General features: G+C 44.4%; 14 protein-coding genes. 2 read left to right on the top strand and 12 right to left on the bottom strand.

Annotation, left to right across the window (positions count from 1 at the left end):
* Window positions 1–120 precede the first annotated feature (120 nt).
* From OKW21_RS08290 to OKW21_RS08235, 12 genes are all read right to left on the bottom strand, one after another.
* Window positions 121–1,281, bottom strand: coding sequence for a mandelate racemase/muconate lactonizing enzyme family protein (locus OKW21_RS08290; RefSeq protein ID WP_277478947.1), 1,161 nt, complete (start codon window positions 1,279–1,281; stop codon window positions 121–123).
* Between the two features lie 54 nt (window positions 1,282–1,335).
* On the bottom strand, window positions 1,336–2,637 hold the full coding sequence (locus tag OKW21_RS08285) for an MFS transporter (protein WP_277478946.1): 1,302 nt from the start codon (window positions 2,635–2,637) through the stop codon (window positions 1,336–1,338).
* A 43-nt stretch (window positions 2,638–2,680) separates the two neighbouring features.
* Window positions 2,681–4,024: an Nramp family divalent metal transporter gene (locus OKW21_RS08280; RefSeq protein WP_277478945.1), complete on the bottom strand. Its 1,344-nt coding sequence runs from the start codon at window positions 4,022–4,024 to the stop codon at window positions 2,681–2,683.
* A gap of 46 nt (window positions 4,025–4,070) precedes the next feature.
* Complete coding sequence (locus OKW21_RS08275) at window positions 4,071–5,525, bottom strand: sulfatase (protein WP_277478944.1); 1,455 nt, start codon at window positions 5,523–5,525, stop codon at window positions 4,071–4,073.
* Window positions 5,522–6,544: an L-rhamnose/proton symporter RhaT gene (locus OKW21_RS08270; protein ID WP_277478943.1), complete on the bottom strand. Its 1,023-nt coding sequence runs from the start codon at window positions 6,542–6,544 to the stop codon at window positions 5,522–5,524. The genes OKW21_RS08275 and OKW21_RS08270 overlap by 4 nt, the downstream gene beginning before the upstream one ends.
* An 84-nt stretch (window positions 6,545–6,628) precedes the next feature.
* Window positions 6,629–7,672 (bottom strand): aldose epimerase family protein, encoded by a 1,044-nt coding sequence (locus tag OKW21_RS08265; RefSeq protein WP_277478942.1) that lies wholly within the window; start codon window positions 7,670–7,672, stop codon window positions 6,629–6,631.
* 31 nt (window positions 7,673–7,703) lie between these two features.
* Window positions 7,704–8,834, bottom strand: coding sequence for a mandelate racemase/muconate lactonizing enzyme family protein (locus tag OKW21_RS08260; protein WP_277478941.1), 1,131 nt, complete (start codon window positions 8,832–8,834; stop codon window positions 7,704–7,706).
* Window positions 8,831–10,288, bottom strand: a complete 1,458-nt coding sequence (aldA, locus tag OKW21_RS08255) for an aldehyde dehydrogenase (RefSeq protein WP_277478940.1) — start codon at window positions 10,286–10,288, stop codon at window positions 8,831–8,833. The genes OKW21_RS08260 and aldA overlap by 4 nt, the downstream gene beginning before the upstream one ends.
* Before the next feature lie 46 nt (window positions 10,289–10,334).
* Window positions 10,335–11,105 (bottom strand): SDR family NAD(P)-dependent oxidoreductase, encoded by a 771-nt coding sequence (locus OKW21_RS08250; protein ID WP_420870098.1) that lies wholly within the window; start codon window positions 11,103–11,105, stop codon window positions 10,335–10,337.
* 10 nt (window positions 11,106–11,115) lie between these two features.
* On the bottom strand, window positions 11,116–12,135 hold the full coding sequence (locus OKW21_RS08245; RefSeq protein ID WP_277478939.1) for a zinc-dependent alcohol dehydrogenase: 1,020 nt from the start codon (window positions 12,133–12,135) through the stop codon (window positions 11,116–11,118).
* A 26-nt stretch (window positions 12,136–12,161) separates the two neighbouring features.
* A complete protein-coding gene (locus tag OKW21_RS08240; protein WP_277478938.1) occupies window positions 12,162–13,337 on the bottom strand; it encodes a glycoside hydrolase family 117 protein in 1,176 nt (391 codons plus the stop codon).
* A gap of 54 nt (window positions 13,338–13,391) precedes the next feature.
* Entirely contained in the window at window positions 13,392–14,612 is a 1,221-nt protein-coding gene (locus OKW21_RS08235) for a glycoside hydrolase family 117 protein (RefSeq protein WP_277478937.1), read from the bottom strand.
* A 199-nt stretch (window positions 14,613–14,811) separates the two neighbouring features.
* Here OKW21_RS08235 and OKW21_RS08230 point away from each other — a divergent pair, with 199 nt between their 5' ends.
* Both OKW21_RS08230 and OKW21_RS08225 read left to right on the top strand, forming a co-directional pair.
* Window positions 14,812–16,638 carry a tetratricopeptide repeat protein gene (locus OKW21_RS08230; protein ID WP_277478936.1) on the top strand — a complete coding sequence of 609 codons (1,827 nt, stop codon included), beginning with the start codon at window positions 14,812–14,814 and terminating at the stop codon, window positions 16,636–16,638.
* A gap of 598 nt (window positions 16,639–17,236) precedes the next feature.
* The gene (locus OKW21_RS08225) at window positions 17,237–20,458 is read left to right on the top strand and encodes a SusC/RagA family TonB-linked outer membrane protein (protein ID WP_277478935.1); all 3,222 of its coding nucleotides are present in this window, start codon (window positions 17,237–17,239) and stop codon (window positions 20,456–20,458) included.
* Window positions 20,459–20,473: the final 15 nt, after the last annotated feature.

The raw sequence follows: 20,473 nt of genomic DNA, 5'->3' as shown, positions 1-20,473 counted from the left end.
TTTAGGCGGTTGTTTATAGCTTAGTGACAATACTGAAATTGAATTAACAAACAATTGATGAAGTGCACAAGGCAAAGCTTTGATCTGGCATTCCAAACTCCAGCCCAATTGAATACGAAATTACCAATTGGTAAATGAGCCATCGCTTCTTCTCAGGCGAGGAGTTTCTTTCATTTCAAATGATTGTTTGGCGGCCAAGTCTTCATTGAACTCTACCCCTAAACCCGGTAGGTCTGGCACTTTATAGCGTGCACCTTCCAGCTTCGGCTGTTCCGGATAAAATTCTGCAGAGTTAGTACCAGCAGCTTCTGCCGGTGTATTAATCTCCTCCAACCAGCTCATATTCGGACATGCAGCAGCAAGGTGAAGTGAAGCAGCCGTACAAATAGGCCCTAAGGGATTATGCGGCATCAGGTCTATGTAGTGCATCTCCGCCAGGGCAGCTACTTTCATAGCTTCGGTTATGCCACCTACATTGCAAACGTCTACACGGGCAAACTGTGTGATATTGCGCTCCAGGTAGGGCATAAACTGCCATTTGCTGGAAAACTCCTCACCTATAGCGAAGGGCACCCTGACCATTGTCCTCAGATTTTCGTATGCCCCGGGATTTTCATCGCGAATGGGTTCTTCAATAAAATCCAGCGTAGCTTCAGGCATATGTTGAAGGAAAGAAACAGTCTCTGCCACTGTAAGACGATGGTGATAGTCCAGCCCGATTACTACTTTGCTTCCTGATTTTTGCCTTAGCTCTGTGAGCCATTCTGCCAGTGTAGCCAGCGATTCTCTGGGGTCAAAAACACCTGGCTCTTCATTTTCTTCATATTCTGCTGGTGCCAGACGAAGCACCTTCCAGCCCTGGCTCAGCAGCAGTTCGGCCTTCTCCATCAGCTGCTGGCGATTGGTAAATCTGAGTGAAGCAAAGCAGTCTACATAGTCTCGCTGCTTCCCTCCTAAGAGTTCATAAACTGGTACGCCTAAGGTTTTTCCTTTAATGTCGTGAAGTGCTATATCAATTGCTGAGATAGCAGCAGTCAATACTCTCCCTCCTTCAAAATACTGGCTACGGTATAGCTCCTGCCAGATAGCTCCTATTCGTCTTGGGTCTTTACCTATCAAAAAGTTTTTGTAATGTGCAATAGCTCCTACCACGGCCAGTTCACGGCCCGTAAGCCCTGAGGCTCCCCAACCATGTATTCCTGAACTTGTTTCTACCTTTACAATAAGTTGGTTGCCTTGACCAATAAAAGTTTGATAAGTTTTAATATCGGTAATTTTCATATGCTTAGGTTTAGGTGCTTCAAAAAACACGGTAGTTTTATAGGTTCCTTCTAATTACAGATCATCTTCTAATTCAATCCTCTCTACTTTACCTACCAGAAAGATATAGCTAAAAAAGCCCATCAGCGCCATGGTGCCGATAAAGAAAAGCGCGGGCCTGAAGTCTCCATCTTCTACCAGAAAACCTATGACGATAGGGACAATTACTGCTGACAAACCTCCGATAAAGTTAAATACGCCACCGATCAGGCCAATTAGCTGCTTTGGTGCAACTGTGGAGACAAAAACCCAGGTAATCGCAGAAAAGCCGTTGCCAAAAAAAGCCAGCGCCAGAAAGCTAATCACCAGAAAGGTAGAATCTACATAGTTGGCCCCTATGATAGATACAGATAAAAGCATACCACTAAGCACGGGTAGTTTTCTGGCTACTTCGTTTGAGTAGCCTTTTTTCAGCAGGAAGTCAGAGGTAAAACCTGCCAGCAACACACCAACAAATGCTGCCAGAAAAGGGATAGAAGCTAAAAATCCTGACTCCAGAAAGTCCATGCCTCGGTATTTTACCAGATAAGTCGGAAACCAGGTCAGGAAGAAAATAAAGATTGAGCCAATGGCAAATTGGCCCAGATAGATACCCCACAGTTTTCGGTAAATAAAAGCCTGTTTAAAATCTGCCCAGTTAAACTTAACCCTGAACTTTTTCTCCTCCCTCTTATCAATTAACCCTCCACCTTCTGCGATATAGGTCATCTCCTGCTCACTGATTTTAGCATGGGATTGAGGGTCGCGGTAAAAGAGATACCAGACTATAGCCCAACCCATACCGATAAGGCCGGATACGACAAACAAACCTCTCCATCCCATGTAGTTTTGTATAGCTACGAGGCTTGGGGTAAGAAACGCCAATCCTATGTATTGCCCGGAGGTGTACATCGCGATAGCAGAAGCTCTTTCGCTTTCGGGAAACCAGGAAGTGACAATTCTGTTATTGGCCGGATAGGCCGGTGCTTCAAATACACCTATACTGGCACGAAAGCCTATTACACTGAGAAAAGAATTGGCAAACCCCTGAAGCAGCGTAGCAGCCGACCAGAGGGACAGCATCAGTGTATATAATATTCTAGGCCTCACCATATCTACCAAAATACCACCGGGAATCTGTAGCGCTGCGTAAGTCCATGCAAAAGCTGAAAATACCAGCCCCATCTGTACAGAACTAAAACCTAACTCTTCGCTCATGGCGAACGCAGCTATTGAGATGTTGCTACGATCCATGTAGTTGATTACGACACTGATAAAAACCAGAGCCAGCATATGGTAACGCTTGTAGGTTGTTTTTTGTGAGGTTTGTATTTTCATCAAGTTTAGTTTAGAGCCAATAGGTTATGATCAGATTTCTTTTTTAATATACATTCAGTAGGGATTTTACCCCTACTGCCAGGATAGATAGCATACTGATCCACAGAAAAATATCATAGACAATACCTGGATGTAGCGCCTTATCTAACCTTCTGTACCTGAAAACAATGGCAGCGTAAACTACCAAAAGTAATAGCAAGGTGAGTGAGATAGCCCCGGCCATAATCATAAAGAGCGGGACATTCATCAGTAAAAAAAGCATCGTCCAGGCGATAGGGATAAACCAGGCTAAAATCTTGAACCAACGATTTCTTTGTTCGGGATTATAAAAGTCCAGTACGCCTATTTGAGCTAGTCCATCAGTAAACATACGTGTACCCGAGGCACTGGCTACAAAAAGCGTGGAGAATAGCGTTACCACCGCTCCTATCAAAAATATGTTCATCGCTGCCGGCCCTAGTGCTTCGGTATAGATTTGTGATATGGTCGCAATCATCTGGTAACCTTCGGGTACCTGTCCCTGTTCATGCAGGATTGCCGCACCCAGCGCATAAAAAGCTGCAGTAGTGATGGTATAGATACACATGGATAGCAAACCATCCAGGTACATGACCTTGATCCAGCCTTTGGCTCTTTTCTCCCACTCCGGAGAATGATCATTGGGGCCGGTATATCGGGCATAGCCTTTTTCCAGGCACCAGTAAGGGTAAGAGATAATTTCATCGGCTCCTACTCCGGTAATGCCAAACACCGCTAAAGCATAGCCTATGGTTTCAGGCGGTAGTTGAAACTCTAAACCTTCTGCTATCTTAAGTATGCTTAGTTCGTAGGAGGTGTATTGGAGGGCAAACACACAGTAAAGGGTGTAGAGGCTAAAGGAGGCAACCAGAAAAATGGAAAACTTCTCAAAAAAAGCATATTTACCCTGAGCTGTTAGTATAGCGGTGGCCAAACCAGCCACTACTGCCCAAATCCATACTGCTATTGAAGGAAAAGCAATATTCAGTGCCAATGCCACTCCTCCTATGATACCGCCATACTGAATAAACTGGAAGGTTTTAATCAGGAGCCAAGTCCAGATGCTCCAGCTGGCTTGCTTCCAGTGCGGACCTGGCAGTTTATTGAAGGATGTCAGGGTAGTTTCTCCACTACTGATAGCATGCTTACCAAACTCCAACTGTATTGTCACTTTTACCAGGCAACTGATGATCACTACCCAAAGGGTGACAAAGCCTGCTTTGGCGCCCAGAGAGGTAGTCATAATTAGCTCTCCGGAACCCACAATGTTGGCTGTGAGTATAAGCGATGGACCCAGATGTTTTAGTCTTTTCCAGAAAGACCTGGGAGGCTCCAGGGTGTAGCTTTGAGATTGCGCGTAAGCATCCATATGCTTTAGTGTTTAGGTTATTGTCATATTCATTGTGTTAAATCGTTTACTCTTTGGGTGCTCGGTATTTATCCATTCTATCGGCTGCCATGCCTTCGTACTTTCTTTTGAGTTGCCACAGAGGTCTTTCCAGTTCCAGCTCCCAGGCAAACAGCTTTTTGTAAAGTGCTTTTACCTTTTCCGGGTACTGGTATGCCAGATTGTTCTGCTCCTGTGGGTCTTCTGCTATATTGTACAGCTCTGCCGGCCGATCGGGAAAACGTAGCAGCTTCCAGTCAGCTTCCCTGATAGCTCCACGATTTTCTTTTTTCCAGTATAAAGTCTGATGAGGTCTATCATCTTTTTTGGCCTGCAAATAGGGCAGCAGGTTGACCCCATCCAGTCCTACTATTGTGTCAGCACTACCCCCGGCAGCTTCCACAAAAGTGGGTAGAAAATCCAGGGAGGATACTGGGTAACCGTATGTACTACCCTTTTCCAACTGACCGGGCCACTTTATCAAACAAGGTACACGAATGCCTCCTTCCAGGTGATTGGCTTTAGTGCCGCTGAGAGGGTAGTTATTGGCTTCGCTGGCATCTGTAGGACCTCCATTGTCATTGGTGAACACCACTATGGTATTTTCCTCCAGCCCCAGTGATTTCAGTGTATCCAAGACTTTACCACAAGCCCGGTCAAGGGCATAAGTCATGGCAGCCAGTTCTTTTCTCTTTCCTTTAAGCTGGGGAAAGCGTTCCAGATCTGAGTGCTCAGCATGCAGGGGTGTATGTACCGCATTAAAAGAGAGAAATATAAAGAATGGACGCTCTTTATTTGTGTTAATAAATTCACTGGCTTTATCTGCCAAAACATCAGTCAGATAGCCTTCATGCTCTCCATAATTGCCAAAGTCTTCTTCTAACCTGTTCTGTGGATCTTCAGGGGCTTCATCATAAGCATAATAACTTCGGGCACCCCCTCTAAACCCATAAAAATGATCAAACCCTCTACGTAGTGGATGAAAACGGTCTGCTCCCCCAAGATGCCATTTGCCAAAAATAGCGGTTTGGTAACCCAGGCTTTTCAGATGATCCGCTATGGTAGGAAGATGGGTAGGCAATCCCATTTCCAGGCTATCAGGGCCAGATTCACTCATATAGCCCGGCACATTATTTTCTTCAAAACCAAAGCGCTGCTGGTACCTACCGGTAATCATACCTGCACGGGAAGGACCGCAGACAGCCGCTGTCATATAAGCCTGGCTAAATTTCACTCCTTCGCTGGCCAGCTTATCCAGATTAGGCGTTTTGAAAAGTGTACTCCCCTGAAAGCCAAAGTCACGATAGCCCGCATCGTCAGCATACAGTAAAATGATGTTGGGCTGTGAAGGTCTGATTTTGGCATGCTGTGCCAGAACCGGATCTGTATAGCATAGCAAAGCCAGAAAAAACCCTATACCACCCACTGGTACAGTTTTTATTCCTCTGAACATGGAAGCGATATTCAATGCTATTTTCTTCATATTAAACTATTGCCATAAGCAATCAAAACCACCCCTACTACCATGCAGAAAAGTCCTGTATAGAGCATTCTTCTAGCCTTATTTGATGCCCTTGCCCACTCTTTGGTAATGATGCCACTGAGTATTGCAGTGATCACACTTGCGGTATTGAAAATAGCATAGCCTACCGTATTGCCGGCTTCACCCAGTCTAAAGGCCGCATAGGCAAAAAGTGCGGAGGCCGCATAATGAAAAACAGCCATAATGAGTATCAGCGACACATTTTTGGAGAGGTGAGAAGATTTGAAATATTTCCATGCTCTTTTTTGTGACAGTTGCCAGGCAAAGTAGGCGGTCATCGCTATGCCTCCACTGATAAATATGGGAAACATCACCACTACGGCAGTAATCCAGTCGGCATTGCCTTGAGCCTGACTGGCTTCATGCAGGAATGGGCGACCTACCGCATTCGCATAGCTAAAGCCGGTAGCCAACAGCCCACCAAAAACAGCGATAAAAATACCTGTTGCCATAGAGCCTTTGCCATCAGAACTTTTGGTGTGTTCAGCATTTTTCAATTCATCCTGCTCTCTGATCAGTCCTGCTTTGCCATTGGCTACGATGCCCAGGAGAACTACAAGCAAGCCCAGGAGAATAAATAGCAAAGCATTAGCTGGCGGCAGGCCATCTACCAAGAAGGGTAAAAGTGAACCTATTAATATGATAGTCCCGATGAACAAAGAGAAGCCCAGAGAAAGCCCTATATGGTTAATGGCCTTGCCCCACATCATTACTCCGGCACCCCATAGGAAGCTGGCTATCGACATGTTTAGCAATACGTCTACAGGTATAGCCCCAAATACTTCGCCGAAGCCATCTATTAAGGCTACTGAAGCGATAAGCGGAACTACAAACATGGTAAGCAGAAAGAAAAGGCTCCAGGTATTCTCATATTTGAAGTCTTTAGTAAACTTTTCTGGCAGGGCATAAAGCCCCAGCATTAAACCGGCAAATATTGCCCAAATTACACCTTGAGTCATGCTTGTTTATCTTTAGTTTATTCTTAAAATCTAGTTTTCTGTATTGTTGACTATCGTACTGCTTACATCTTCACGAACGATGACTTACCACTCAAATGCTAAAACTGTCTCGCTCTCATAGGGCTCATCCGGTGTTGTGACTGAACCTGGCGAACTTGCTATATTTGGTCCGTTGATGTAGCGAGATGTTTCGCAGCAAAAAGCACGAAACTGCCCATATTGATCACCATTCTCTCTCTGAAGCTGATCGGAGGTGTAGTATCCGGTATAAAAAAGCATACCTGGTTCTGTAGTAAAGACCTTTATCCCTCTACCACTTTTTTCTTCTGTAAAGCTGGCCACTTCTCTCAGTCTGCTGTCCTTTTCAAACAAGAAATAGTGCTCAAACCCCATCTCCATTTTATCTATGCAGACTCCCAGCGGCTTTGGCTTTCTTAAATCAGCAGGCGTATTTTCAACTTTGCTGATACTCCCATCTGGTACGTTACTGGCATCCGGCTGTAAATAGCTATCAGAAACTATACAGGCCAGGTGGCTCATGATATTGTCTTTAAAACCGGACAGATTAAAATAGGTGTGGTTGGTTAAAGAAATCGGAGTAACTCTATCTGTATTTGCCTGATAGCGTATAGAGATTTCGTTATTGTCATTCATACGAAAATAGATGTTTACCTCTACCTGTCCGGGGTATCCCTCTTCCATATGCTGACTAATTAAGCTCATTTTTACCCCTACAGCATCATCTTCTTCCAAAGTTTCTGACTTCCAGATGCGTTTGTCAAAGCCCAGTTTACCCCCATGCAGGTGGTTATCACCATCGTTGGCTTCCAACTGATAAAGCTCTCCACCCAATACAAACTGAGCATCTTTGATACGCCCTGCATAGCGGCCAACTGTAGCCCCAAAATAAGGGGCATTATTTTGATATGCTTCAGATAAATAGCCATCAATTTGGTTAAATCCGCATACTACGTCTGCCCTACCCTGCCTTGCTGAGGGTACAATGATGGAGCTGATAGTAGCCCCATAATTGATTATGCCAAGCACCAGACCATTGTTGTTGCTAAGTATATATTGATCTATAGTTTGTCCATCTATTTGTCCGAAAGGCTTCTTTTCAATTTTCATGTGAGTAGTTTTAGCTTGTTCTTATGGTTTATCAAACATGAAGTGCATTGAAGTTTTTGCCGATACTCCCCAGCCCTGTTTCGTAGGGTAGCAGCTTATCCCAGTCAAACTCCACACCTATACCCGCTGTGTCCGGAGCCTGCGCTCTGTAGTTAGCTACCTGAAGCGGTTGTTTGGTGTATTCATCAATAGGGAAACTATGCACTTCCAGCCAACCAGCGTTGCTTTGTGCAGACACCAGGCTTACGTGCAGCTCCTGCATGCCGTGTGAACATACGGGGAGCTTATATTTACGAGACAGTTCAGCTACCTTCAGCCAGCCCGTAATGCCACCACAGTTGGAAGCGTCAGGTTGAATAAATGACAACTTAGCCTGTTCAAACGCATAGCCAAATTCATAAATGGTATGCAGATTCTCCCCCATTGCCAGGGAGACGCCACCTTCCTCTGCAATTCTGGCATAGCCCAGATAGTTATCAGGGATGGTGGGTTCTTCAAACCAGTAAATATCATAAGGCTTAAAAGCCTGCGCAGCTTTAATAGCCTGCTCTACCGACATAGAGTAGTTGGCATCTACCATAAAGATGATGTCATCTCCTACCAATTTGCGTACGGCTTTTATTCTTTCCAGATCTTCTTCCAGCTTTTCCCTTCCTATTTTTATTTTGACTGCATTAAAACCTCTATCCAGATAGCCCTGAATATTGTGCAGTAGTTTTTCCAGTGGAAACTGAAGGTCTATTCCCCCACAATAGGCTTTGCAACTATTATTTGCTCCTCCTGCCATTTTCCAGAGGGGGCTGTTGGCTTTTTTGCAGCGGATATCCCAAAGCGCAATATCTACTGTTGAAATTGCGAAAGAGCTAATTCCTCCACGACCTACATAGTGGATATGCCATTCCAGAAAATCATAGATACCTTCTACATCCGTTCCCTCTTTACCAATAATTGCAGGAGCAATATCATAATCCAGCATGGCTTTGATGGAATGTCCTCCTTTACCTCCTGTATAGGTATAGCCAGTACCTTCACTACCATCTTCTAATGTAATAGTAGTAGTCACCAGCTCAAAGTGGGTATGGTCACCATGCTTGGCATCGTTTAGCACCTCCGCCAGAGGTACCTGAAACAAACGGGTATGTACTGTAGCTATTTTGCTCATGAGGTCTTGTATTTGAGGTAGAAAGTTTTCTTTTCCAGATATTGCTCAAAACCATATTTACCATCTTCTCCACCGGTACCACTTAGTTTGTAGCCATTATGGAATCCCTGATGCTGCTCCCCATGTCCACGATTAATGTAGATTTCACCGAACTCCAGCTCATCATTACAGCGCATGATTTTGTTCATGTCATTGGTATACACCATAGCAGCCAGTCCGTACTCGCAGTCGTTGGCATAGCCCATCACTTCTTCAAAGCTGCTGAACTTAATGACTGGCAGAATAGGTCCGAAAGACTCTTCATGAACGATGGTCATCTCCTGCTTTACATCGGTAAAAATAGTTGGCTCAAACCAATGCCCTTTATCAAATTGTGGCCCCTGAGGTTTTTTACCACCATATGCCAGCGTAGCACCCTCTTCTAAAGCCTGAGCTACTAAGTTTTCCATATGTTGCAATTCCTTAGCGCTGACCTTAGGGCCGAGGTCAGTATCCTCCTGCATAGGGTCACCAATTTTCATCGCCTTTACCTTGGCCATAAACTTTTCCATAAAAGCATCATAAATGCTGTGGTGTAGATACATGCGCTCATTGCAGGTACAAACCTGGCCGCAATTATCAAAGCGTGAATGCAATGCACCTTCTACTGCCGCATCCAGATCCGCATCTTCAAATACAATAAAGGGGGCTTTACCTCCTAACTCTAATTGTACATGAATCAGATGTTCAGCAGCAGTACGAAAAATCTGTTGTCCGGCAGGCGTGCTACCAGTCATGGTTACCATTTTAGTAAGTGGGTTGGCTACCAGGGCGTTGCCCAGCACGCTACCTTTACCGGTAAGTATATTGAGTACTCCCTTGGGCAGCCCTACCTTGCTTGCTATATTGCCCAGTTCCAGACTGGCTAGTGGTGTTTCCTGGGTAGGTTTGAGTACCACCGTATTACCAGCTACCAGGGCGGGACCTATTTTTCTTCCGGCCAGGGCGAGGGGAAAATTCCATGCAGTAATGGCTACCACCACGCCACGAGGAATTTTCTGTATCAAAATCTGCTCACCGGAATTATCCGAAGGCAATATATCTCCTTCTATCTGGCGTGCCCAGTCGCAGGCATATTCTATAAAAGTGGCTGTAACTTCCACCTCCATACGGGCTACTTTTAGCAATTTACCTTGCTCTCTTACCAGCAGGCGAGCCAGCATATCTTTTTGGTTACGTATCTCAGCGGCAAAGCTACGTAGCAAACGTGCCCGTTCAATGGCGGGGACCTTCTTCCAACTTTTTTGCGCTTTTTCTGCGGCTTGCAGCGCCAGTTGTGCATCCCTTTCGTCTGCTACCTGTACTGAGCCTACTACAGACTCATCACTGGGGCTAAAAATCTGCTCACTTTTTTGGGAGGTGGCACTATGCCACTGTCCATCAATATATAACTGATAGTTCTTGGTATCTGACATGGGTATTTAGGTTAGGAAAAGATTAAAGGATAGGGAGGGATGCTAATTAGCGCCCCATCCAACCTCCATCAACCAACATTACACTCCCGTGCATATAGGCTGATGCTTCTGAACATAAGAAAACAATAGGTCCTTTAAAGTCTTCTGCCTCTCCCCAGCGACCTGCAGGTATACGCGAAAGGATGGCATTAGCTCTTTCAGGATTATTTCTTAAGGCTTCGGTATTATCGGTGCTGATATAGCCGGGCGCGATAGCATTTACATTGACACCTTTACCGGCCCACTCATTGGCAAAAGCCATGGTAAGCTGACCGATAGCCCCTTTACTCGCCGCATAGCCGGGAACGGTGATTCCTCCCTGAAAAGTAAGCAATGAAGCGGTAAACACAATTTTACCACTGCCACGGGCTACCATCTCTTTACCCAGTTCTCTGCTGAGGATAAACTGTGCATTCTGGTTCACCTCTACTACTTTATCCCAGTATTCATCAGGATGTTCTGCCGCGGGGGCCCGTAATATGGTACCTGCGTTGTTCACCAGTATATCTATGGCCGGAAAATCCGCTTTTACTGCTTTGATAAAGGTGTAGAGAGCATCTCGGTCTGAGAAGTCACAGGTATAGGCTTTGAAGTTTTTGCCTAATGCTTTTACTTCTTTTTCTACTGCGCTGCCCTCTGTTTCCAGTGAGGCACTAACTCCTATAATATCTGCTCCGGCCTCAGCCAGGGCTACTGCCATCGCTTTACCGATGCCACGCTTACAGCCCGTGACCAGTGCAGTTTTTCCTTCCAGTTTGAATTGATCTATTATGCTCATAATTAGTTTTTTAAACCTGACAGTCTACCAGATATTTCATGCCTGCCGGATTATTGTCTATCGTTTCAAAAATGGATTGTATGTTATCCAGGCTATCCACCTGGGTAATTAATTTGTCAAAGGGAATTTGTGCTGAGGAAGCTATTTGAATTGCCTCTTCATAATCCTCTTCTTCATAGAGTCTGGCGCCCAAAAGCTCGATCTCTGACCAGAAAAACTTAAACAGATCTACCTTTTTCTTTTCTCCACCATGGATAGCCACCATCACGATACGCCCTCTTACGTTCACTACTTCGGTCATGGCATCTACACCTGCAGCCGAACCGGAAACTTCAAAGGCACAGTCTATCATAGCTTCATTGGTGAGCTCGCTGATGCGTTCTTTCAGATTTTCCTGAATGGGGTTGACTACTGTAAAGCCTAGTTCACGTAGCATATTCACCCGTTTCTCATTCACTTCTGAAATAATGACTTCGGCCTTTTTAGTTTTTAGCACATAGGCGATGAGCGTACCAATAGGCCCTCCACCTATTACCAGGCAGCGTTCTCCTTCTTTTACCCTACCAATCTTTACATCATGGCAGGCAACTGAGAGCGGCTCTATAAATGCTCCATGTTTTAAAGAAAGATCTGCGGGTAGCTGATGAAGACAATAAGCAGGTACTGTCCAGCTTTGCTGAAATGCTCCAGGCGCATCTATACCGATAAATTTCAGATTTTTGCCTACATGAGCGTAACCTTTGTCAAAGGGATGAGGCTCGCCAAACTGTAGGGGCCTCACCGCTACGTTGTCACCAACTTTTACGTTGGAAACTCCCTCTCCTACTTCTGCGACTACAGCCGAAGCTTCGTGGCCTACCACCTGAGGTCGGGCCACTCGCTGATCCATCACCCCGTGGTAGATATGAATGTCTGTACCACAGACACCACAGTAGGCTACCTCCAGGCGCACTTCGCCTTTGGCAGGTTTTTTTATCTGGCTTTCGCCCAATTCAAATTTGCCTTTTTCTTTGTAATAGGCTGCTTTCATACTTAGCATTAGTTTATGGTTAATAATCAGGGACTGAACGGCTGAAAACCTTCAAACCTTTTGATCACCTGCCAGTCTCTACTCACATACTCGTGGGTAAGTCCCCATTTCAGCGCTTCTACCGGACTTTTGTCATTATCTACTGACTGATCCAGTCCTGCGGCAGGTGGTCCCCACTTTATGTGCGACTTGATATTAAAATTGATCCCGTCGGAAGCCCACTGTATGGTGTTCCTTTCCGGTCCATCCGTAATCAGCAGTGCAGAAACACCACCCTGGTAAGGCCATACGCACAACTCATGACCACTGTTGGTTATCGGGTTATACTCCGATTTAATATAAGGACCTTCCAGTTTATCTGCGATAGCTACGCCCCATTTAATTTCTCTACCACCAAAAGTTTTTCGCTCACCCATACGCTCACCTTTATAATAGAGGTAGAATTTATTGTTATAATACATTAGCGTTGGATCATGCACCTTATGTGAATCAAAAGAGCCCTGCTTTTTCACTTTAAAGCGCGTATCCTCATCCCCTAACCATTCTCCATCATTGGTAGGAGAAAGGATAGGCTCCTTTAGCTTTTTGAATGGCCCATGCGGAGAGTCTGCGATTGCCATACCTACCTGGTTTTTTACCCGGTTGACATAGGGAGCTTTCACCGTTTGGTATATCAGTACATATTTACCTTCATGGGTCATGATCTGAGGAGTAAAGACCGAGCGATCATCATAAGCGCCAGGTTCCCCCCTGCCTACTGCCAATCCTTCTTCTTTCCAGGTCCACCCATCTTTAGAGCTTGCGTACCAGACTTCTGTTTTGTCCCAGGGAAAAACTTTCTTTTCCGGATCACCGGTGCCAAAGCCGTGCGTCTTGCCTACGGATTTGGAGTAGTAGACATAATAAGTGCCGTCTACAGTAATAATATCAGAGGGGTCTCTACGTACAACGCCCTCTTCATAGGCAAGGTCACCTTTGAGATCATAGGTTTTAAACTCCAGGTACCACGCTGGTCCTTTGGCATAATTTCTTTCCAATGCTCTTTTAGAGGCGGCACTCAAAGGCTGGTCTTTCGGTATAGCCAGAAAGTCGTATACGCTATCCGGATAGGCCCTGCCCATCTCTTCCTGCTGGGCACTTACGCGCCCCACTGCCGTGAGTAGTATGAAGGTTGTGAGAAAAAAAAGACAAGTATTTTTCATAGTATCAGGTTGAATATGATTACAAAATTTAGCTGGATTACATGTATTATATTATTATGGAGCATAAGGGTCGTAGGTCTCAAACCTTTGTAGATAGTCCCAACCCTCTTTTCTGTCAAAACACAGCCCCCAACTGAGCGCCGCCAGGGGTTCCTCATCATGATTCAGAGAACGTACCAAGCCAGCCGCATGCGGAGGTTTAGATCTCCCTCCGATCATTGATTTGATTTCAAAGTTTACTCCATCTTCGGCATATTGTATAGTGTTTTTCTCAGGGCCGTCAGAAGTCAGTAAGGCAGCAATACCTCCCTGGTAAGGCCATACACATATTTCGTGGCCGCTATTGGTGATCGGGTTATACTCCGATTTGATATAGGAGCCTTCTGGCTGGTCTGCCACAGCTACACCCCACTTAATTTCCCGGCCTCCCATTGTGAGCTTTTCCCCCATTCTTTCACCCTTGTAGTAGAGGTAAAATTGATTGTTGAAATACATCAGACAGGGGTCATGTACTTTTTGACTATCAAAGGAGCCCTGTTTTTTTACTTTGAAGCGTGTGTCCTCTTCGCCCAGCCATTCTCCGTCATCCGTAGGAGAAAGTATAGGCTCATCTAACTTCTTAAATGGCCCCTCTGGTGAATCCGAAATAGCCATACCCACCTGGTTTTTGATTCGGTTCACGTAAGGTGCCTTCACTGTCTGATAGACTAAATAAAACTTTCCATCATGCGCCAGTACTTCCGGGGTAAACACCGAGCGGTCATCATAAGCACCAGCGTCTCCACGACCCACTGCCAGCCCCTGCTCGGTCCACTCCCAGCCGTCAGGAGAAGTAGCGTACCAGATTTCGGATTTGTCCCAGGGAAAAACTTTCTTTTCCGGATCACCCGTTCTAAAGCCAAATGACTCTCCTTCTGACTTGGTATAATAGACGTAATAAGTACCCTCATGAAAAATAACTGCGCTTGGGTCTCTTCTGGTGACCCCAGGCTCATGCTGTAAGCTGCCTTTCAGGTCATGATATCTAAACTCGGTATACCAATCGGCATTCTGGTTGTATTCTCTCTCTAATGCGCGGCGTGAAGCTGTACTTAATTTTCCTCCGGCAGGAATAGCCAGATACTCGTAGGCACTATCCGGGTAAGCTCGGGAAGTATCATCAACTTCAGCCAAGTTCTGATTTACTATTCCGGCGCCTGATTTTTCCTGACAGGCATATATAGAAAAAAGACAAAGCGAAAGCAGTAGAAAAATACTCGGTCTGTGCATCTTCATATTTGCTAAATTTTAACCTTGTAGATTTTAGGCTGTGTTTGAAAGTTTAAGAAAGAAAATATAAGCGAACTGGATTGTTAACTCAGCTATTCCTCACTTTCATGGCAGTAAAGATTAGCTGAATTATGCTGAAAACCATAAAAACCAACTAGACAAAAACTGAATAGGCTGCTCATTTGCTAAAATTAGCCTGTATTATTTGAAGTTATTTGCAATATTTAAAAGTGCTGGCTATTCAGACTGTTATGTTCTAAGCTTACAAGAAGCTGTACTAAGACTAGACAATAGAAAAGGAGAAACCCAGGCTATGGCTTATAATTTTATACTGATGAGTACATTAAAAAATAACGCTAATAATACTTTTGTCCAGAAGTTGTTGGTTACTTTTTCAACTCACTTTTACAAAAAAGTAATCTACTTATTGCTCTTGCTACTCTCGCTAGACCGCCTGCCCGCAAAGCCCAGCCAGTCTCCCTATATCATAGACAGTGAGGCAAGCTCTACCTGCAACGAAGCTTACGCATTGCGATATACCCAGCCTGATAGCGCCGCCCTTTTATACAATGCCTGCTACAAAGAAGCTCTGGAAAAAAATGACACTTTAAAAGCGATCAATACGCTACAATACATGGCAGAACTCAGCGGACACCATGCCCGCTACAAAGACGCTTATGATCATTACTGGACTGCCCTCAGGCTCGCTGATGAGTCACAAAACCAGATAGCCAAAGCCAATGTGTATTTGAGCATTGGAAGACTGTATAGTTATTACAAAAGAGAAGGCGAAGCTCTGAAATATATCCGCATATCACTGAACCTGAAAAAAGCACTAGCAGAAGAAGGAAAACTGGATCAGTCCGCCCTGCTAACTAATTATATGGCAATCACAGCAACTTATCGCCAACTTGAAAAGCCGAAGCTTGCTCAAGTGTATCTGGATAGTGCATCATTATTTTACAATGAAAAAACTATGGCTCAGGCTGTAAAACAAATGGAATTTGAAAGGGCCTCCATACTTGCCCAGGAAGGGGAGTACAAAGAGGCACTGGAAATCTTGAAGTGGGTAGTCGCTCGGTACAAGGAAGACAACCCCGCTTATCTTGTGCTGGTGTATACGACCGTAGGGGACATTTACCGGCATTTTGAGGACTATACCGCCAGTGAAAACTATTACTTAATGGCATTAGAAACTTCTGAACAATACCAGAGCCACATAGACTTTACACCCATCGTACACCAGAAGCTCTCAGAAATTTACCTGCTCAAAGATAATTACCAGAAGGCTTTTGCCAGTATCAAAACAGCTAAAGAACTGGATGCTACATTTTTTGATAGCCGAAGCAAAAACAACCTTCCCTTGCTGGAAATACAGGATGCTTTCAGGGTAGAAAAAGAAAGACAGGAAGAGCTTATTCGTAGACAAAGGCTTGAACAACTGGAACAGGAAGATAAAATCTGGTTTTTACAAAGAACCATTCTGATCGTGGCTATTGCCTTTATTGTCATCGTAGGAGGAATATATTTTAAACATGAGCGCTCAAAGCATTTGTCAGAAAAGAGGCTGTTGAAGAAAAAGCAAGAGCTGGAGATTCAAAAAGCAAAGGAGGTACTTGAAATAAAAAATAAAGAGCTTACCGCTTCTGCTTTACAGGCCATTGAAAAGGATGAGTTGTTGTCAAATCTAAAGGAAGAATTAAGGAAGCAAAAAGATACCCCTAACGCTTTTGAAATCGGCAAACTTGTGAAGAGCATTGATTTGAACAGTTCTAGAAACTGGGAAGAATTTGAAGTTAGATTTATGGCGGTCAATGAAGGCTTCTACCAGCGATTGAGTGAAAAATTTCCATCCCTTAGTCAAAACGATCAAAAGATCTGCGCACTCATCAAACTCAACTTTTCCTCTAAAGATATGGCTAAGCTCCTTGGCATTTCCATTGAGTCAGTGCATACCAATCGCTACCGATTGAGAAAAAAACTTAACTTAGAAAGAAGCACGAACCTGGAAGACTTTATCGCCAAAGTTTAAGGTCAGGATAGCTTTCTTACCATCTGTAACGCAAAATTGCACTATCTGCTGCCTCCACAATTTCGTTTAACAAATCCATCTCTTTCTTCTATTTTCTTTTGAGATATATTTCTCAAGCCTGACTTTCATCTAGACACATTCCCTGACATTTCAATAGCCATAGCATGCCAGATGTCTAGTGTAATACCAGCCAGTTTAAAATCTGCTCACATGAACCTGTTGACGATTTTACAAAAATATAAAGCACATTTATTGAATTCGTAAAATCATATTAAACGTGTCTGTCTAGTTTATGTCCAGTGTAAAAAATTGATTTATTACACAAAAAAATGATTGTTTGAGATTGTAAAAAAGATCTAGATCAACTCTCACTTAACCCGACAGGATTTTAGCTAAGACTATGCTTTACAAGTCTTGAACAGGCCTGAAAGTCCTTTGTCAAAACTTCAAACATTAACTGATCTGAAACTATGAAAACGTAACATCAGCCTAGCACTATTTCATCACCTCCAATGAAGGCGTGATATTCAATATCATCAGCCGGAAATCTGCGGAGGTCTCTCAGAAAATATTAATTACTACTCAAACATGTAAGTACATGAAACCTAAAATTTTACCACTACTCAAGCGGCTTGGACGGTATGTAATGCTTACTGCCTTTACCCTAAGCCTGACCTTTTCCGTGCTGCTGGCTTCAGCGGGAACGCGCGCAAACATTGTTGTGTCCGGTACAGTCACTGATGAAGTAGGAGAACCTTTACCAGGAGTCAACATTTTAGTAAAGGGAACCACTACAGGTACAATCAGTGATATAGAAGGGAGTTATACCGTTAATGCTCCCGAAGACGGAGTGCTCACCTTTAGTTTTATCGGATACAAAAATATTGAAGTTGAAGTCAACAACAGAACTCAGATAGATGTCTCTATGGAACTGGATGAGGAGACGCTTGATGAAGTCGTAGTGATTGGCTACGGCACGAGAACCAAAGGAGACCTGACCGGTGCGATTACTACCGTTGATAATAATTATCTGGACCAACAGCCTACCGCTGATGTAAGCAAAGCACTGCAGGGTAGCGCATCCGGCGTAACGGTTGTGAGCCCGGCCACTCCGGGCGGTAATGCGGAAATTCGCATTCGTGGTATGGGAACCATCAACAATAATGGCCCTTTGTGGGTCGTAGACGGGGTATTTGGTGCACAGCCACCACCACCCAGCCAGATAGAATCTATTCAGATACTGAAAGACGCATCCTCCACTGCCATATATGGAGCCAGGGGCGCAAATGGTGTAATCTTAGTGACTACTAAAGCAGGGAAACAAAATCAGCCTGCCCAAATAGTAGTGAGTGCAAGATCCGGATTTAGCACACCTACATCCAAGTATGACCTGATGACAGATCCGCAATCCATCGGTGAGATGTATTGGCTGGAGTATCAGAATGACGGTTTACCGACAGTCCATCCTCATTTTGGAAGTGGCTCAACTCCGGTAATCAGTAATTACCTTTTTCCGAATGGTGCCAACTCAGGTGATCCGGGAGTAGATCCTGCGCTCTATGATCAGCAAACATACCCTATCACGCTAACTAACCGAAATGGTACTGACTGGCTGGACGAAATATATCAGAATGGGCTTATTCAGGATTACAACTTATCGGTAAGCGGTGGCTCAGAAAAAACGACCTACTCCTTTCATGGCAACTTTCTGGATGAAAACGGCATATTAAAGCATACGTCCTACCAACGTGTGGGCTTAAGATCAAACATAGACACTAAGCTCAACAACTGGCTTAATGTAGGGCAAAGGTTAGGTGTAACTGTAGGCCAGACCAATGGTTGGAATGGAAACAATAGCCATGAAAACTTATTTAACCAGATTTATCTGGCAAGTCCTCTAATACCCCTCCGCGACATTGCAGGTAATTACGCGGGAGGCGTAGTAGGCGGCAATCTTTACGATGGCCCTAATCCAGTAGCTTTTCTTGACCGTACCAGTATTAACAAAACCAGGTCGTATAACATTAGCGGAAATTTTTACACTCAGATCACACCCGTAGATGGTTTATCGCTCAAGTCACTCTTAGGGTATGACATTCGTCTTAACAATGGCTTTTATCCAAATTTACCTGCCTATGAAAGTGTAAATGGTGCTCGCAATACTACCTTGTCCGAAAACAGCGCTACCAATTTTTTGTGGAACTGGACAAATACCGCCAGTTATACCAAAACCTTTGGCGATATTCATACACTGGACTTTTTAGTCGGTGTTGAAGCTACCAAAAGTACGTATAAATACATTTCCGCTTCAAGACAGGAGTATTTTTCTACTGATATCAACTTTCTTGTACTGGACGCGGGCGCTACCAATCAGTTGAATAATGGCAACGGTTATGCTTGGTCACTTTTCTCTTATTTTTCACGGCTGCACTACGGCCTCAAAAATAAATACCTGGTGGATTTGACCGTCCGTCGCGATGGCTCTTCCCGTTTTGGAGCAAATAACCGATACGGTGTTTTCCCGGCAGTTTCATTAGGCTGGTTGCTTACCGAAGAGCGTTTTATGGACGGGAGTAGCAACTGGCTGGATTATTTAAAACTACGTGCCAGTTGGGGACAGTCAGGAAATGACCAGATCGGAAACTATAATAGCTTCTCAACATTTGGCTCTGGTCCGGGCAACTCTTTCTACGCCATCAACGGGGGGGACAATGCCATTACGCTAGGCTATCAGTCTACTGCCATCGGTAATCCCAACGCCAAATGGGAGACAACCACCTCTGCTAATTTTGCCGTAGACGCAACTTTGTTTTCATCACTGGATGTCAGTGTTGACTTATGGCAAAAGAATACTTCGGACATGCTGTTTCCTGTTGCCATCCCGCAGGTAGCGGGTAGTGCTTCTGCCCCTTCTGTGAATATTGGCTCTATGGAGAACAAAGGGATTGACATCACTTTGGATTATCGTGGTACGGCATTCAACAATGCCTTACAGTTCAATATCGCTACCAACTTCTCACATTATAAAAATGAAGTTACTCAGTTGTCCAATGCGGAAGATGAATTTATTCAGGGCTTTCCTACCCGTCAGCAGATATACACCAGGACAGAAGCCGGCCATGCTTTTCCAGAGTTTTACGGCTATGTAGTGGATGGTATATTCCAGACAGAAGAGGAAGCGGATAGTCATGCCACCAATGGCACATACAATCAGCCTGGAAACCTGAAGATAAGAGATGTGGATGGTGACGGAGTCATCACTCCGGACGACCGTACCTATATAGGCAGTCCTCATCCGGACTTTACCGCAGGATTGAGGTTAGGGTTAGAGTTTAAAGGCTTTGATTTAGCGGCTACACTTTACAGCAGTGTAGGAAATGACATCGCCAATTATACCAGCCGCTTTATTCGTTACGGTCTGTTTCAGGGACCCAACAGTCCTGATAGACTTTATCGGTCCTGGGGCAGCCCCTATCTGGAAAATAATGCGGACGCAATTCTTCCTAAAGCTTCCAGCTCTACATCTTTTGAGCAAAACGCCTCTACAGATTATATAGAAGATGGATCTTATCTGCGTATGCAAAACCTTCAGCTAGGTTATAATTTTTCACAAAGCGTTCTTGAAAAGCTGAATATCTCCAATCTTCGCTTATATGTAATGGGGGCAAACCTTTTCACCATTACTAATTATTCCGGGCTTGATCCCGAAATCACTGCAAAGCAGAACAATGGTGTGGCTCAGGAAATAGACCGGGGGGTAGATGTGGGTACCTGGCCCATTTCTCGCCAGATCATGTTCGGCTTAAACATATCTCTATAAACATCAAACTGATTT

Origin of the sequence: Catalinimonas alkaloidigena (genome assembly GCF_029504655.1) — a bacterium.
Lineage (GTDB): Bacteria > Bacteroidota > Bacteroidia > Cytophagales > Cyclobacteriaceae > Catalinimonas > Catalinimonas alkaloidigena.
The sequence above is the reverse complement of the archived record's forward strand: the minus strand, read 5'-3'. Positions and strand labels throughout refer to the sequence as shown.

Bases quoted from the DNA above. Each gene is read 5' to 3' on its own strand.
- OKW21_RS08290 (WP_277478947.1), bottom strand. From the start codon at position 1,281: ATGAAAATTACCGATATTAAAACTTATCAAACTTTTATTGGTCAAGGC.
- OKW21_RS08285 (WP_277478946.1), bottom strand. From the start codon at position 2,637: ATGAAAATACAAACCTCACAAAAAACAACCTACAAGCGTTACCATATG.
- OKW21_RS08280 (WP_277478945.1), bottom strand. From the start codon at position 4,024: ATGGATGCTTACGCGCAATCTCAAAGCTACACCCTGGAGCCTCCCAGG.
- OKW21_RS08275 (WP_277478944.1), bottom strand. From the start codon at position 5,525: ATGAAGAAAATAGCATTGAATATCGCTTCCATGTTCAGAGGAATAAAA.
- OKW21_RS08270 (WP_277478943.1), bottom strand. From the start codon at position 6,544: ATGACTCAAGGTGTAATTTGGGCAATATTTGCCGGTTTAATGCTGGGG.
- OKW21_RS08265 (WP_277478942.1), bottom strand. From the start codon at position 7,672: ATGAAAATTGAAAAGAAGCCTTTCGGACAAATAGATGGACAAACTATA.
- OKW21_RS08260 (WP_277478941.1), bottom strand. From the start codon at position 8,834: ATGAGCAAAATAGCTACAGTACATACCCGTTTGTTTCAGGTACCTCTG.
- aldA (WP_277478940.1), bottom strand. From the start codon at position 10,288: ATGTCAGATACCAAGAACTATCAGTTATATATTGATGGACAGTGGCAT.
- OKW21_RS08250 (WP_420870098.1), bottom strand. From the start codon at position 11,105: ATGAGCATAATAGATCAATTCAAACTGGAAGGAAAAACTGCACTGGTC.
- OKW21_RS08245 (WP_277478939.1), bottom strand. From the start codon at position 12,135: ATGAAAGCAGCCTATTACAAAGAAAAAGGCAAATTTGAATTGGGCGAA.
- OKW21_RS08240 (WP_277478938.1), bottom strand. From the start codon at position 13,337: ATGAAAAATACTTGTCTTTTTTTTCTCACAACCTTCATACTACTCACG.
- OKW21_RS08235 (WP_277478937.1), bottom strand. From the start codon at position 14,612: ATGAAGATGCACAGACCGAGTATTTTTCTACTGCTTTCGCTTTGTCTT.
- OKW21_RS08225 (WP_277478935.1), top strand. From the start codon at position 17,237: ATGAAACCTAAAATTTTACCACTACTCAAGCGGCTTGGACGGTATGTA.